This is a genomic window from Mucilaginibacter sp. UYCu711 (assembly GCF_050433825.1).
Taxonomy (GTDB): Bacteria; Bacteroidota; Bacteroidia; order Sphingobacteriales; family Sphingobacteriaceae; genus Mucilaginibacter.
The window spans coordinates 58,943-72,114 of the sequence record NZ_JBNPWM010000001.1; the positions used below are offsets into that span (position 1 = coordinate 58,943).

The following is a 13,172-nucleotide window of genomic DNA, read 5'->3' on the forward strand; positions in this document are numbered from 1 at the left end:
TAGTGGAGAAATAAATTGATAATATTTTTAGCATTATTCGTTATTTTGCATTCCATTTACTAAAATATGCAATGTCAGCTTTGTCTTCAAGAAAAGAATCTGTTAAAGAAATCGCATATTTTCCCGAATTTCCTTTATAAGAATATTTTCGGCGAAGAACACCGGCTGGTGAACATCAACCTGGGAAATTTCGATGACTTTCATTTTACACACTCGGGTTTTTATGACAAGGAAATTTTATGCCGGGAATGTGATGGAACGATATTGAGCCGTTTGGAAACCTACGCCAGCAATAAACTATATTTCAACGGCAGTGAACGCTCCCGAAGTGAGGTTAGAACAGAATTGCTAAGCGGCGGTGATGCCGTGCCAGCTATCAGATTTCATAACATGGACTATGCAAAGATTAAATTATTCCTGCTATCGTTACTGTGGCGCACGCATATTTCTAAACAAGCTTTTTTTAAAGAGGTGCAATTAGGCCCCTATGCAGAGAAATTACGCCGGATGCTCTTAAATCATGATGCTGGCAAAGAAGATGAATTCGAAGTCATCTTAATGCATATCGATTCCAAAAAAACCCGGCCTGAAAAAGGATTATTCCAGCCCCGCCAGCTAAGGATAGATGGCAATTATCAATATGCTTTTTACATTGACCGCATCATTTATCATTACAATATTTCCCCGCACAACAAATCCAGCATTTACACCAAAGGCATTGTTAAAAATGACGGCATCTTTGACATCTGCCTCCTGACAGACGCCATGGCCAGGAGTTATTTCGATTCCATCCTCGGCCAGCGGATCACGCTCAAAAGTAATCCTGTAAAATAATTATGTATTACTAAAATAATTAGTATTTTAGTAACCTGTTCTTATGTTATTAGTTGGCTAGGCGTAATAAATAGGGCGAAAAATATATTTCAGGATAGTTCTTTGTATATTAGTTGATTAAACCTCAATAGTAATCACCAAAGATTTCTAAATGACCGAAACCGATTTTTCCGCTAAAGAACCCTCATTAGGTTATTATTATCAATTAAGGCTGGGTCTATATCTTATTTTAAAAGCAAAGGCCAAACCAAAATCAATTATTAAGATTGAAAACCTGGATGATATTGTCATAGAGGATGTGGATACAATGGATTTGTTTCAAACCAAACTGCATATCAATTCGATCGCAAATTTGACCGATGCCAGTCCCGACTTTTGGAAAACGATCCGGGTTTGGAGTGAGAATATTAAAAATGGCTACGTAGATGTAAAAAATACGGTGTTTACGTTAATGACGACTGCCGCAATAGGTACTGACTCTTTTATTGAAAATCTAAAAACCATCGATGAACTTAGGGATACAGGCAGTATTCAAAAAGCAATGTTGAAAATCGCTTCTGAATCCACAAGTGTCGCTAACGCAAAAGGGTACGCAGCCTTCCAAAGTTTGACAGAAGATGAGCAGTTCGATCTAATCAACAACATTACTGTACTTGATAATAGCTTGTCGATCGACCAGGCATTGACATCCATTCAGGCGGAATTGAGATATTCCACACATCCTAAGAAGTTAGATTCTTTAATCGAAAGATTAGAAGGTTGGTGGTTTCAACTGTGCATATTACTGCTACAGGATAAAATTGATCATATCTCTCTTGAAGAAATACAAATTAAAATTGCCGGCATCAATGATTCCTTGAAAGATGACAACCTGCCAGATGATTTCGCTAACCCGATAGAGATTGATGAAGAATCATTGGAAGACTATCAAGATAAATTGTTTGTTTCTCAGCTTAAATTAATAGCGGTAAAATCAAATATGCTGCGGAGTGCGATAAATGATTTTCACCGGGCATTTAAACAACGCTCTAAATGGCTAAGAGAAGAATTAACAAGCGTTGACGACGAAGAGCTTTTTGAAAAGAGGTTGGAGGATCACTGGAGCAATATTTTTGCCATGATCAAAGATGATTGTGAAGGAATGGACGAAGCCAGCCTGCAAAAGATCGGCCACGACTTTTATAAGAAATTCTATATTGAAAAAGTCCCGCCGATCAAGATCCGTGAACGTTTCACCTCGGAGTATTTAACCAGGGGCAGTTGCCACATTTTGTCTGACAAGAAAAAGATTGGCTGGCACCCCAATTACACAGATCTATTGAACTATATATGATTACTAAAAATTGGGAAGACCGGTCCATAATTACAGCTAACCTCCTAAATCCTGCATTTTGCGGGGAGGTGATCCGCAGAACCGTGATCAGTTTCAATGAAAATGAAAAAGGGTTGGCTATGCCTTTTGTATTGGCGTTTTTGATACTGCCAATTGTGTTACATAAACGGACTAGACAAAAAATGCCGGTTAAGTCCACTACTTACTTTCATTCATGGGTTGAAGAAAATGAGGCTGTTTTTATAGGTTTCGCAGATAGAGCTAAACAAATGATGCCGTTCACCAGGGAAGCTATTTCTTTTTTAATGATCCAGCAGGCAATGACTGTGGATGAAGAAGGATTTGTTTACGCCGGTCGATATAAAAAAGCAACCCCGAAAGGCGAAAATACGGAGGAGATAAACGAGATCTATAAAAAAGCCGAATTGCTTGGCAAATGGTTAAGACTCACGGGTAATCCTCAAACTATATTTATGTTTTTAAAAATCAGACCCTAATGCAGCTCAAAAACATCATTCTATATAAAGACGCCGAGCACGTTCGTGTGCTGCCATTTGAACTTGGTAAAGTTAATATCATCACTGGTGAATCAAAGTCCGGTAAGACCGCTATCATTGATATCGTAGATTACTGTCTGGGAAGTACGGACTGTAAGATCGCGGAAGGTGTGATCAAAGATCAGGTTCATTGGTTCGGTCTGACCGTGGTATTTGAGAGCAAAGAAGAATTTTTTATCGCACGGTTAAATCCTAATGTTAGGGGCACGCAAACCGTTTCCGAAATTTATTTAGAAGAAGGGCCTTTTGAAAGCGCCCCGCCTTTTGACAACATTCATAACAACAGTAATACCGCCGGACTAAAGGAACTACTGTCCCGTAAAATTAATATCGCTGAAAATTTGCAAATGGTCGAAGGTAATACCCGTGACGCCTTAGAAGTCAATTTTAAACACTCCAGGATCTTTTGCTTTCAACCCCAAGGACTTATTGCGCAGAGGGATTATCTTTTTTACAATCAAACAGAACCCTTCGTTCCTCAGGCGATCAAGGATAGTCTTCCATATTTCCTGGGGGCGGTCAGGGAAGACAATTTAAAGATCGAACAACAGATCACTCAAAAAAGACGAGAGCTAAACAAGCTTTCCCGTGATAAGAACGAAGCTGAAAAAATTCATGCGGAGGGCGTCAGTAAATCATTTTCCTTAGTCGAAGAGGCTAAGCAAATAGGAATAATGAACAAATCAGTCGTTGTCGGCAGCGTCCCTGAAGCACTTGTAGCATTAGATGGCATTAAAGATTGGGAATATCAAGTTAATATTGAACCCACGGGAGAAAACTCTGCCTTAAAACAACTGATTGACCAAAGATCAGCTTTAAGGGAGGAATTAGGCACATTGGAAGATACCATTAACGCTACGCAAAGCTTTGTAAATAATAATTTCTCCTATTCAGATGAAGTGGAACACCATAAAATCAGATTAGAAACCATACACCTTTTTCACGAAACAGATCATGATCACAAGAAATGCCCATTGTGCGAAAGTCAGTTATCAATCGAAATACCCAAAGTTGATGTCATTCTGCAATCTTTAAATTCACTTAGTAAAAGCCTGGAATCAACCGTTCGTGAAAAACCGCGCTTAAACAACTATCTCAAAGAACTTGCCGAAAAACAGGAAAATTTCAAATCTGAGATCGTAAAAGTAGAGCAAAGTCTGTCCGCCCTCTACACAGAACGTGAAAATGCCAGAACTTTAAGAGACCTTAACTTAAGACGCGGAAAGGTCATAGGACGTGTCAGTCTATTTTTAGAAAGTGTTGATTTTACAGAAGACAAATCGATCGATTTGAAAATTGCGGCATTGAAAGCAGAAATCGAAAGTTTAATGTCGGGAGTAGATAAGGAAACAAAAGATGAAAAACTGGTTTCTATATTGAGTAAGATCAATTTACAAATGTCTAAATGGGTGGATAATTTAGATGTGGAATACAAAAACGCGCCAATAAGATTCGACATCAATAAATTAACAATTTTTGCCGATACAATGAACAAACCGATCGGCTTGGGACAAATGGGTAGTGGCGCCAACTGGGTTTCCTATCATCTTCTTATCCATTTCGCTTTACATCAGCATTTCATCCAGGCTCAAAGACCGGTTCCACACTTTTTAATGCTCGATCAACCATCCCAGGTTTATTTCCCACCGGAAAAGGACATAGACAATACCGGCGAAATTCGGGAAAGCGCTGATGAGGTCGCTGTACGTCAAATGTTTGAATTTATCATTGATACGACCATAGCCATGGAAAATGCGTTTCAAGTTATAATTACAGACCACGCCTTCTTAAAAACAGATAAATTCAGAAGCCATGTCCAGGAAATCTGGCGAGATGGCGTTAAACTGATCCCCGAAAGCTGGTACCAACAAGAAGATTAAGTCAAAATATTAGACTCCTAAAACCACAAAAAATTGCTAACAGCTACACCTACCAAACGCGGCACCGGAATATCCATTTGGGGTGACGATGAAGATCTCCGGGCGTTATATCAACTTGTCCATACCCTTGCCGGTGACAGCGAGTATACTAACGACTCAAAAGGCGGGCGAGTACAAATATTACATTGCTTTGCTTACGAGATAAGACACGCGTACCAAGAAAGCCGCCTAACAAAACCCGTGACCATCACTGAAGGGGTTCACCAAACTGATTTTGGTTTCAATTTTTCTTGGATCGATCTATTGTTCACCTTAAACTGCCTGCGATTTAATGCTGCTTATACACCAACTGAACCTGATGATCAAACAACCCTCGATCGTTTAGAACAAATCACCCGGCAGGCGCTTCAAGAATTCGACACCAAAGGAGCGCAGGAAATAGAGCGGTTCGTAGGTCCGCATCTGCTCAATGTAAATCATCCCTGGATCTGGCAATTCAACCAACAACTTGAAATCGACTACATGGAAATGAATGTCAACAAAACCCGGTTTCGTAATATACCAAATCTATTGCGCCGAACAGAAAAATGGAGTCCGCTTCATTCCTTTCTAATCGGTAACATTAAAGCAACCGCTAAAGAATTAAATTGCGACGTTTATGAAATTGAGTATTTGGAATACCCAAATATCAAATGGTGAAACTCAGGCATCCAGATCTGCACCCACATACCGCCCGCCGCGTACTTTGTCTTTACCAAAGCGTCTAATATACTGTTCGGTGATCCGGTCTTCCATGCTGTACTTTACCTGATAGCGTACGTCTGCGACCCGCACGGGTTGGTGCACTTTCGTCCAGTAAGCGCCTTTGCCATTGAAATGTAGGTTCATGCGGTTGACCAAGTCAAGTGTGTAACCAATATAATAGCACCCATCGGTCAATTCCAGCACATAAACGATCCCGCTTTCCTGGTGGCGTAGCCGGCCGGCTAATTTATGGAAAGTGGTGTTGTAATCCCAACCTTCCATTTTCATGACGAAATCGATCAGGTCGCCGCTTTCCCCGCAAACTTCACATTTATAACTGCCTTTCCTGGCGTTCCAGATCAACGTTGGATAAGGACCTTTATGAAACGGGCAGTTGCATTGTAACTGTCTATTCATGCTTACATATTTGCGCACGGTATCCTGGATATTCGTTAATCGCGCTACTTCCTTTCTTAACATATCAGATCATTTTAAAACGTTCCGGCCCGACGGCCATTAATCCTTCACAGATGATGCCCAGTGCGGCGCAGGTGGCTTGGAGTGTGCTGAGGTACCTGCTTTCGGTGTTGCTGAATGCGGGCCAGCCGTTGCGGCTGAGGAGGATGCGGGTGGCGCCGGCTTTGAGGGCGAGTTGGGTGATCCAGCTGATGTTGGGCAGGACGGCGCCGGCTTCGCTAAAGGCGAGCAGTTCCCGTCCGGCGGAGATCAACAGGAGGGTGTATTGTAATTGGGTTTCGCGTTCGAGCAGGGCCGCAGGTAGGCATAGCAGGCTTGTTCGTCGGGCAGGTATTGTCCTTTGGGTTGCAGGCGGCGGCTGAACTCGGTGGCGGCAAGGATGATGGTGGCTTTCGCCGGGCCGATGCCTTTAAATTCGCAAAGTTTGTCCATGTCCATACTGGCTACCGCAACGATATCATTTTGCTGTAGCAAGGTCTCACAGATCAGGTGCAATGGCACCTTTGGTGTGCCCGAGCGCAATAGAATGGCCAGTAGCTCACTGTCTGTTAAGGAAGCCGCACCGTTGAATTGGAGTTTCTCTCTTGGCCGCTCCATTGGCGGCAATGATTTAATGTTCTCCATAACTATAACGTCTTAAGATCATCGCCACTGCTTCCACGAAAAACTCAAAATCACGCTCGAACAAAATAATTGTTGAACGATCATACTGTCCAGGCTCTTTAGTATCCGACCGGGTGATCTGTAAATATGGCTTCTTGTTTTTCGCTTCCATCAGGTCCACGAAATAATGCCTGTCCTCATCCCCGAAATGCTCCGAGTCTAATCTTCTTTTTTGTATCGTTTCCATAACTGATTGATTTGTTGGTACAAAATTCAGTGAAACAAAAATTGATTTGGTTGTTTTAACCTTTTATAGCCGTTTCTAAACGTTTAGCTTATGGAAGAAAAACTTTGTTTGAATTGCGGGGAGCCGGTCGGTTCCGGCCGTAAAGACAAGAAATATTGCAGCGATGCTTGCAAGACGGATTATAACAACAACAAGGACGAAAGCAGCACCCCTGAAATGAGCCTGGCCAAATACATGAAGCGGGTACAACAAATTTTAGTAAAGAACCGGGAGATACTCGACCGGTGCTTAGGCGATAAGGACACCATTTCCATGGACAAACAAGACCTGGACGGCCGGGGATTTATCTTTAAGTATTTTACCAGCCGCACCCGTGTCATAAAAACCGGCGAAATTTATTGCTTCTGTTTCGAACTGGGCTATAAAGAAATGGAAGACGAACGCGTGATCATCGTCCGCCGGGAACGGGAGATCGTTACTTGATCTGCCGGTAACTGATCGCTTCGGCCAAATGAACCAGCGTGATCTGCGGCGCAGCCGCCAGGTCGGCGGCAGTGCGGGCCACTTTTAAAATACGTTCATATGAACGCGCACTCAGTTTATACTGTGCCATCGCCTGGTTCAATACTTCTTCTTCGGTCTTGCCCAACCTACAAAATTCCCTAACCATGCGGGTATCCATCAGCGCATTACAAACACCTGCCCGTCCCATCTGAATATTGCGCGCAGCGATCACCCTCTTACGAATGGTTGCGCTGTTTTCAGTTTTAGTTATTTTCATATCCGCCGGGCCAACCCCGATATGCAGGTCGATCCGGTCCAATAATGGCCCTGAAATTTTACTCCTATAAATCCTGATCACCTGTGGTGTACAGGTGCATTTGCGATCTGGATGTCGAAAGAACCCACAGGGACAAGGATTCATCGCCGCCAGCAAAACAAAGTTCGCCGGAAAATTAACCGAGTAGCTGGCCCGCGAGATCGTGATCTGCCGTTCCTCTAAGGGCTGCCGCAACACTTCCAATACTTTACGCTTAAATTCCGGCAGTTCATCCATAAACAATACCCCATGATGCGCCATAGAGATCTCACCCGGCATCGCTACCGGCCCGCCACCGACCAAAGCGATATCGCTCGCCGTATGATGCACCGACCGGAACGGGCGCTGGGTCATTAAACCGATACTATCTAACTGTCCCGCCACGGAATAAATACGGGTCGTTTCTAAGGCTTCTTGTAAACTGAGCGGTGGCAAGATACCCGGCAACCTCGTCGCCAGCATGGTCTTACCCGTACCCGGTGGCCCGATCATCAAACCGTTATGACCACCAGCCGCCATGATCTCCAAAGCCCGCTTCACGTTTTCCTGGCCCCGCACATCGGAAAAATCCGCTGCATAGAGTCCATCATCTTTGGCAAATAATTCCCGGGTCTTGATAACGACTTTTTCAGCTTTAGTCGTTCTATTCAAAAACTCAACCACTTCCGTCAATGTTTCAAAACCAAAAACCGCCAGGTCACTGACCATAGCGGCTTCATTCGCATTCTCTTTAGGCACCACCAAGCTTTTAAAGCCAGCCTTTCTTGCTTCAATAGCCACCGACAAAGCCCCCTTGACAGGCCGCAGTTTTCCTTTTAAGGACAGCTCACCTGTAAACAAAAAATCCTCCATCTTTTCCGGTGCCAACTGACCCGAAGCTGCCAAAATACTCAGTGCAACAGGCAGGTCAAAAACAGCGCCTTCCTTACGAATACCTGCCGGTGCCAAACTGATCAATATCTTCTGCCTCGGCATATCAAACCCGCAAGTTGTAATCGCGCTTTCCACCCGAAACAAACTCTCCTTAACCGCTTCACCCGCCAGGCCCACGATAAAATAACTAACCCCGGCACAGATCCGCGTCTCCACCTCAATAAACACGGCGTCGATACCCACCAACGCCGCGCTATTTACACTCACCGTCATTAATTCTCTTTCTTATCCAGCATCATCACTTCACTCACGATCACCTCGGTCACGTAATGTTTCGCGCCATCTTTGTCCGTATAAAAACGGTTCGCCAAACGCCCCTCAATAGCGATCTGGCTGCCCTTGTCCAAATACTTTTCCGCGATCTCCGCCTGCCGGTTCCACAAAATAAGCTGGTGCCAATGCGTCTCCTGCACCGTTTCACCCTTACCATTTTTCTTGTAATAATTGGTCGCCAAACTGATCTTCGCCACCTTCTTATCCTCATCAATTGCCTTCAACTTCGGTGCCGCGCCCAACCTCCCGGTCAACCGCACGCTGTTACTTAAATTATTCATACCACAAAACTCAGCAGTTACATTTCAATTAGTCGCCAAATACCCGTTTACAACCGTTTCTATCCGTTTAAGGCAGCTGCGTAACGATAAAGGATCGGAACGCACCGGGCTCTCGGCGCTATCTCCTGCGGAGGATAACCCTGCCGATCCCTGCCGCATCAGTACGGCATTTTATCAAAAGCCTCCAGGCCGATAGAAGTGGCTGCGCAGGAAGACAAACACATACACAGTTATTCCCAGAATAAAGAGTGAAAAAGAAAACAATGCTCGGAATAGACGGCGCATACGAACGCATAATGACCTCCGCTGCGCTGCGGCCACCCTTCGGGACTTATAGTTCTCCAGCACCTTACTATACCGGCATTTAAGGGCTTTCTTTTTTACTCTTTTTTCTTTGAAAAAAACTACCCGGGGAGGGTCGCAAAGCAAATCGGGATAGAATAGGAAGCGAAACAGAAATTATTCATTTAATAACAAAAGACATGGAAATCACAGGAAGATTGGTAGCAGATGCTACAGTAAGAGCGGTAAACGCCGACAAAAATGTAACAGGTTTTAGGGTTGCCATTAACCGCAACTATAAATCACAGGGGGAACAAAAACAGGAAACGGCCTATGTAGAATGTACCTACTGGCGCACCGATGCGATAGCATCCTATTTAACAAAAGGTATGGTGGTGCATTTACAGGGATTTATGACCGCCGAGCCGTGGGTAAGCCGTGATGGTGAACCAATGGCAAGCCTGAAATTCCGCACGGATGATATTACCATGCTGACCAAATCGGCAAGTAGTAGCAATAAAAAAGACCAAAGTAAAGCCACCGAAAAGGGGAACAAAACAGGTGTACTCAAACCGAGTAAACAATTTAACTAAGCGTTTAGAGCCGTTTCTAATCGGTTAAATGGCAGACTAATACAAGGCAGTAAATCAATTTTGAACATTAAAAAATTAAAGTCATGGCACACAATCTTTTTTATAACAACGAAACAGAAAAACACAGTTTTTTCAGCGTAAAGGAAAAAGCATGGCACGGTTTGGGGCAGATCGTAGAAGATTACCCAACAAGTGCCGAAGCTATCCGCTATGCGGGTTTAAATTATACCGTAGAGAAACGCCCATTATTTACCAATTCCTTAGCGAATGAATTAGCGGATTTGGATAATGGCGAATTTCCCAAGACCGATGTACCCAATTTTTTTGCTACCGTCCGCACGGATAATAATTCAGTTTTGGGCGTGGTCGGCAAGGACTACGAAGTGGTACAAAATGCGGATGCGTTCCAGTTCTTTGATGCGATTGTTGGCGGGGAAAGCGGTATCAAATACGAAACCGCAGGCGCATTGGGCAAGGGCGAACGCATATTTATTACGGCTAAACTGCCCGATTATATCAAGGTAGGTAAACAGGATTTAATAGAACAATACTTATTCCTGACCACTTCGCACGATGGTTTTGGCAGTATCACCGCCGCTTTTACACCAACCCGTATCGTTTGCAACAATACCTTAAATGCGGCTATGCGCAACCATTCCAATGGTATCAAAATACGGCATACCGCTTCGGCAAACGACCGTTTGAAACAGGCACATACGTTAATGGGTATTTCGCACATCATGGCGCAGGAGTTAGAGGAACTGTTTAATCATTGGGCAAAGGTGCGTATCACGGACAATGAAGTTAAAAAACTGATACAGGTCGCTATGGCACCCAACAAGGAAGTAATCAGCAATTTGGAATTGGGTTTGGTGGACAAACTATCGACCACTTACACCAACATCGTGGAGAATACCTACGCCTATGCGATGGGCAACCCGACACAGCAGATGGAAACCACCGCGGGGACATTGTTCGGCGCATATAACGCCATTACAGGCTATTACCAAAACGTCCGCAATTTCAAAGACGGCGATGCCAAATTCAAATCCATCATGGACGGGACAGCCAAGCAACGGGCGCAGGTTGCTTTTGACCTTTGCGGGGACTTTGCCCGTCATGGTGCGGATGCGCTTAACCTTTTTAAAAACTAAGAACATGCAACCATTAAGAATGCTCACAAATGTAACAAAAGCAAGGCTTTTGCACAGCTTGTTAATTCAGGAGATACCCGGTTTTTTAGGGTATCTCAACGAATTGACCGACACGGTTTTGAATGACAAGGAACGTATTGCCGCCGAGTGGAACGACCAGTTATTCGGGATGGATTTTTGGTTTGAACTGGTCGAACAAGCACAAAAAGTATTGCGCAAATACCCTAAAGACCTGTGCAAAAGTGCCAGTTTATTTGCTGACCAGTTATTTGAAGGTTACACCGCCATTTTCACCGTACACGGCTTAACGCAATATGTGGCGCTTGGCAAGCATATCGACCCTAAGTTTAAACCCGCCGTAGAACTCTTATTTAGCTGATATGAAAGCGCATCAAAATTATACTATTCCCTGCGGTTTGCTCTTGATTGGCATTTGCTTACTTATCCGCTACCATATCGGCAGGCGCAGGTTTAACCGCAGGGGAATTGGTGGCTTACAGCATTTTTTCAGTTACCGCAAAGCGGTTGCCGTTGGCTTTTTGGAAAGGCTTTTATTATTTATTGCTAACATCTGCGGTTTGGCAGGCTTGTTTTTGCTTGTATTGAACGCCTATAACTCATAAACGATGAGAACGATACAGATTGACCTTTATGGTTTAGACGAACTATCAGAAGAAACACGGGGTAAAGCCTTGCAGGCTTATAGCCATATCAATGTTGATGACGATTGGTGGCAGTTTATTTATGAAGATGCTAAAATGGTGGGCTTAAAGCTTACAGGTTTTGACATTGACAGGGGTGCATATTGTAATGGTGAATTGATAGCCGATGCCAAAATATCTGCTGATTTGATATTAGCTAATCACGGCGAAGTGACGGCAACTTACCAAACGGCAAAAGCATTTATCAGCCAATGGCAGGGTGATAGTGATAATCAGGAAGAACTGGACAATAGATTTTTGTCGGGCATTCTTAAAGACTACTTAGCCATTCTGCGGTATGAGTATGATTATTTGACAAGCGAACAGGCTGTTATGGAAGCCATTATAGGCAATGATTATCTATTTACCGCAGACGGTAGAAAAGCAAACCGATTAGAAAATTTAGTAAAAATCCAATGAGCACATTAACCAATAACACAGACCGCCGAGCCATTCAATTATTGGCGAACACTTTGCGATTTTTTGAGGGCACGGCAAACTTAGGCATGACCGCCATTGATGCCAATGAAGCAAGGGAAGCAGAGAATTTAATTAAGCGGATCATTGAAAGTAACGGATTTAAAGCCCGTTACGAAAAAGGTCAAAGAACAATTTTAACAACTATTAAAAATCACACATTATGAAAACTAATTTTTTTCAGCAAATAGCAGATTTAGGCTTTAGTGGCAATTTCCTGCTGAATATCCATCAGGATGATAAAGGGCTACAAACCGTTTCGGTAGTCCTAAAAAAAGACAAGGCAGTTGACGGCTTACCACCCATGCTTTTCAGGGCGACCGCTGACGAATTGGACGAGGGTTTTTTTGACAAACTCGCCGAACCTGTAACGTTAACCAAAGGATTGATTAGCAATATTGAAAGCTATAAAACCGAATTGGATAAAGCTAACAAGAACGCCAAACCCGATAAGTCCAATAAAGCGGCTGTTACCGAACCTGACGATGACGACAAAGACGATGATAGCAACCTGTTCACGCCACCCGAGGACGATAAGGAGGCCAAAGCCGAAAAGAAACGCTTATATGATGAAGCGTTGGACAAGGTTAAGACATTGGCACAAAATACCAAGTACGCCGAAGCACTCGCCCAATTACCCGATGTAGCTGATTACCCCGACAAGGCCGAAGCCATCGAAGCTAAACGCAAAACCTTGCAGGCGGGTAAGGAAGCCTACGACAAATTAACCGCCAGTTTTAACGATTAATCAAAATTCAGTATGAAAACGATGATTTTACCAAGGGTATTCCTGCACAAAGAGAATGGACAGGATATCCGGTTGACCGACCCGAATGACACTTTTACGATAGCCGATGTGCAGAATTTCTATGCAGGTACTTATCCCATCCTGACCAATGCGAAAATTACCGGCCCTGAAATTAAGGACGATGAAGCGCAGTACCGTTTTGAAAGTACGATGGGGACGAAAGGATAATAGATGA

At 43.6% G+C, this 13,172-nt stretch carries 20 protein-coding genes; 15 read left to right on the plus strand and 5 right to left on the minus strand.

From position 1 onward, the window contains the following. Positions 1–66: 66 nt before the first annotated feature. The 5 genes from ABIB50_RS00245 to ABIB50_RS00265 all read left to right on the plus strand — a co-directional run bounded on the left by ABIB50_RS00245 (position 67) and on the right by ABIB50_RS00265 (position 5,303). A complete protein-coding gene (locus ABIB50_RS00245; protein WP_429376237.1) occupies positions 67–834 on the plus strand; it encodes a hypothetical protein in 768 nt (255 codons plus the stop codon). Positions 835–985: 151 nt separating this feature from the next. Next, positions 986–2,167: an ABC-three component system protein gene (locus ABIB50_RS00250; RefSeq protein ID WP_429376239.1), complete on the plus strand. Its 1,182-nt coding sequence runs from the start codon at positions 986–988 to the stop codon at positions 2,165–2,167. Next, positions 2,164–2,664 (plus strand): three component ABC system middle component, encoded by a 501-nt coding sequence (locus tag ABIB50_RS00255; RefSeq protein ID WP_429376240.1) that lies wholly within the window; start codon positions 2,164–2,166, stop codon positions 2,662–2,664. The genes ABIB50_RS00250 and ABIB50_RS00255 overlap by 4 nt, the downstream gene beginning before the upstream one ends. After that, on the plus strand, positions 2,664–4,604 hold the full coding sequence (locus tag ABIB50_RS00260; RefSeq protein ID WP_429376242.1) for a DUF3732 domain-containing protein: 1,941 nt from the start codon (positions 2,664–2,666) through the stop codon (positions 4,602–4,604). The genes ABIB50_RS00255 and ABIB50_RS00260 overlap by 1 nt, the downstream gene beginning before the upstream one ends. A gap of 33 nt (positions 4,605–4,637) precedes the next feature. Next, positions 4,638–5,303, plus strand: coding sequence for a DUF6904 family protein (locus ABIB50_RS00265; RefSeq protein ID WP_429376244.1), 666 nt, complete (start codon positions 4,638–4,640; stop codon positions 5,301–5,303). Positions 5,304–5,306: 3 nt separating this feature from the next. On the opposite strand, the gene ABIB50_RS00270 is transcribed toward ABIB50_RS00265, so the two are convergent. After that, positions 5,307–5,828: a CHC2 zinc finger domain-containing protein gene (locus tag ABIB50_RS00270; RefSeq protein ID WP_429376246.1), complete on the minus strand. Its 522-nt coding sequence runs from the start codon at positions 5,826–5,828 to the stop codon at positions 5,307–5,309. A 76-nt stretch (positions 5,829–5,904) separates the two neighbouring features. Here ABIB50_RS00270 and ABIB50_RS00275 point away from each other — a divergent pair, with 76 nt between their 5' ends. After that, positions 5,905–6,096 (plus strand): hypothetical protein, encoded by a 192-nt coding sequence (locus tag ABIB50_RS00275; RefSeq protein WP_429376248.1) that lies wholly within the window; start codon positions 5,905–5,907, stop codon positions 6,094–6,096. Here ABIB50_RS00275 and ABIB50_RS00280 read toward each other — a convergent pair. Both ABIB50_RS00280 and ABIB50_RS00285 read right to left on the minus strand, forming a co-directional pair. Next, complete coding sequence (locus ABIB50_RS00280) at positions 6,075–6,449, minus strand: UPF0758 domain-containing protein (RefSeq protein ID WP_429376250.1); 375 nt, start codon at positions 6,447–6,449, stop codon at positions 6,075–6,077. The genes ABIB50_RS00275 and ABIB50_RS00280 overlap by 22 nt on opposite strands. Next, on the minus strand, positions 6,436–6,675 hold the full coding sequence (locus ABIB50_RS00285; RefSeq protein WP_429376252.1) for a hypothetical protein: 240 nt from the start codon (positions 6,673–6,675) through the stop codon (positions 6,436–6,438). The genes ABIB50_RS00280 and ABIB50_RS00285 overlap by 14 nt, the downstream gene beginning before the upstream one ends. Positions 6,676–6,765: 90 nt before the next feature. On the opposite strand from ABIB50_RS00285, the gene ABIB50_RS00290 reads away from it, so the two are divergent. Then, on the plus strand, positions 6,766–7,158 hold the full coding sequence (locus ABIB50_RS00290; RefSeq protein WP_429376254.1) for a hypothetical protein: 393 nt from the start codon (positions 6,766–6,768) through the stop codon (positions 7,156–7,158). On the opposite strand, the gene ABIB50_RS00295 is transcribed toward ABIB50_RS00290, so the two are convergent. Continuing rightward, positions 7,151–8,641, minus strand: a complete 1,491-nt coding sequence (locus tag ABIB50_RS00295; RefSeq protein ID WP_429376255.1) for a YifB family Mg chelatase-like AAA ATPase — start codon at positions 8,639–8,641, stop codon at positions 7,151–7,153. The genes ABIB50_RS00290 and ABIB50_RS00295 overlap by 8 nt on opposite strands. Next, entirely contained in the window at positions 8,641–8,982 is a 342-nt protein-coding gene (locus tag ABIB50_RS00300; protein ID WP_429376257.1) for a single-stranded DNA-binding protein, read from the minus strand. The genes ABIB50_RS00295 and ABIB50_RS00300 overlap by 1 nt, the downstream gene beginning before the upstream one ends. Before the next feature lie 482 nt (positions 8,983–9,464). Between ABIB50_RS00300 and ABIB50_RS00305 the strand changes: the two genes are divergently transcribed. From ABIB50_RS00305 to ABIB50_RS00340, 8 genes are all read left to right on the plus strand, one after another. After that, positions 9,465–9,857, plus strand: coding sequence for a single-stranded DNA-binding protein (locus ABIB50_RS00305; RefSeq protein ID WP_429376259.1), 393 nt, complete (start codon positions 9,465–9,467; stop codon positions 9,855–9,857). An 83-nt stretch (positions 9,858–9,940) separates the two neighbouring features. After that, the gene (locus ABIB50_RS00310) at positions 9,941–11,011 is read left to right on the plus strand and encodes a DUF932 domain-containing protein (protein WP_429376260.1); all 1,071 of its coding nucleotides are present in this window, start codon (positions 9,941–9,943) and stop codon (positions 11,009–11,011) included. Between the two features lie 4 nt (positions 11,012–11,015). Further along, positions 11,016–11,390: a hypothetical protein gene (locus tag ABIB50_RS00315; RefSeq protein WP_429376262.1), complete on the plus strand. Its 375-nt coding sequence runs from the start codon at positions 11,016–11,018 to the stop codon at positions 11,388–11,390. 1 nt (position 11,391) lies between these two features. After that, the gene (locus ABIB50_RS00320) at positions 11,392–11,634 is read left to right on the plus strand and encodes a hypothetical protein (RefSeq protein WP_429376264.1); all 243 of its coding nucleotides are present in this window, start codon (positions 11,392–11,394) and stop codon (positions 11,632–11,634) included. A 3-nt stretch (positions 11,635–11,637) separates the two neighbouring features. Then, positions 11,638–12,132 carry a hypothetical protein gene (locus tag ABIB50_RS00325; RefSeq protein WP_429376265.1) on the plus strand — a complete coding sequence of 165 codons (495 nt, stop codon included), beginning with the start codon at positions 11,638–11,640 and terminating at the stop codon, positions 12,130–12,132. Continuing rightward, entirely contained in the window at positions 12,129–12,356 is a 228-nt protein-coding gene (locus ABIB50_RS00330; protein ID WP_429376266.1) for a hypothetical protein, read from the plus strand. The genes ABIB50_RS00325 and ABIB50_RS00330 overlap by 4 nt, the downstream gene beginning before the upstream one ends. Further along, entirely contained in the window at positions 12,353–12,937 is a 585-nt protein-coding gene (locus tag ABIB50_RS00335; RefSeq protein WP_429376267.1) for a PRTRC system protein E, read from the plus strand. The genes ABIB50_RS00330 and ABIB50_RS00335 overlap by 4 nt, the downstream gene beginning before the upstream one ends. A 12-nt stretch (positions 12,938–12,949) precedes the next feature. Beyond that, positions 12,950–13,165, plus strand: coding sequence for a PRTRC system protein C (locus tag ABIB50_RS00340; protein WP_429376268.1), 216 nt, complete (start codon positions 12,950–12,952; stop codon positions 13,163–13,165). Positions 13,166–13,172: the final 7 nt, after the last annotated feature.

Excerpts from the sequence above, each read along its gene's own strand:
- ABIB50_RS00325 (WP_429376265.1), top strand. The coding sequence starts at position 11,638 with ATGAGAACGATACAGATTGACCTTTATGGTTTAGACGAACTATCAGAA.
- ABIB50_RS00305 (WP_429376259.1), top strand. The coding sequence starts at position 9,465 with ATGGAAATCACAGGAAGATTGGTAGCAGATGCTACAGTAAGAGCGGTA.
- ABIB50_RS00260 (WP_429376242.1), top strand. The coding sequence starts at position 2,664 with ATGCAGCTCAAAAACATCATTCTATATAAAGACGCCGAGCACGTTCGT.
- ABIB50_RS00255 (WP_429376240.1), top strand. The coding sequence starts at position 2,164 with ATGATTACTAAAAATTGGGAAGACCGGTCCATAATTACAGCTAACCTC.
- ABIB50_RS00285 (WP_429376252.1), bottom strand. The coding sequence starts at position 6,675 with ATGGAAACGATACAAAAAAGAAGATTAGACTCGGAGCATTTCGGGGAT.
- ABIB50_RS00335 (WP_429376267.1), top strand. The coding sequence starts at position 12,353 with ATGAAAACTAATTTTTTTCAGCAAATAGCAGATTTAGGCTTTAGTGGC.
- ABIB50_RS00250 (WP_429376239.1), top strand. The coding sequence starts at position 986 with ATGACCGAAACCGATTTTTCCGCTAAAGAACCCTCATTAGGTTATTAT.
- ABIB50_RS00330 (WP_429376266.1), top strand. The coding sequence starts at position 12,129 with ATGAGCACATTAACCAATAACACAGACCGCCGAGCCATTCAATTATTG.
- ABIB50_RS00300 (WP_429376257.1), bottom strand. The coding sequence starts at position 8,982 with ATGAATAATTTAAGTAACAGCGTGCGGTTGACCGGGAGGTTGGGCGCG.
- ABIB50_RS00340 (WP_429376268.1), top strand. The coding sequence starts at position 12,950 with ATGAAAACGATGATTTTACCAAGGGTATTCCTGCACAAAGAGAATGGA.
- ABIB50_RS00290 (WP_429376254.1), top strand. The coding sequence starts at position 6,766 with ATGGAAGAAAAACTTTGTTTGAATTGCGGGGAGCCGGTCGGTTCCGGC.
- ABIB50_RS00245 (WP_429376237.1), top strand. The coding sequence starts at position 67 with ATGCAATGTCAGCTTTGTCTTCAAGAAAAGAATCTGTTAAAGAAATCG.
- ABIB50_RS00295 (WP_429376255.1), bottom strand. The coding sequence starts at position 8,641 with ATGACGGTGAGTGTAAATAGCGCGGCGTTGGTGGGTATCGACGCCGTG.
- ABIB50_RS00320 (WP_429376264.1), top strand. The coding sequence starts at position 11,392 with ATGAAAGCGCATCAAAATTATACTATTCCCTGCGGTTTGCTCTTGATT.
- ABIB50_RS00315 (WP_429376262.1), top strand. The coding sequence starts at position 11,016 with ATGCAACCATTAAGAATGCTCACAAATGTAACAAAAGCAAGGCTTTTG.
- ABIB50_RS00270 (WP_429376246.1), bottom strand. The coding sequence starts at position 5,828 with ATGTTAAGAAAGGAAGTAGCGCGATTAACGAATATCCAGGATACCGTG.
- ABIB50_RS00280 (WP_429376250.1), bottom strand. The coding sequence starts at position 6,449 with ATGGAGAACATTAAATCATTGCCGCCAATGGAGCGGCCAAGAGAGAAA.
- ABIB50_RS00310 (WP_429376260.1), top strand. The coding sequence starts at position 9,941 with ATGGCACACAATCTTTTTTATAACAACGAAACAGAAAAACACAGTTTT.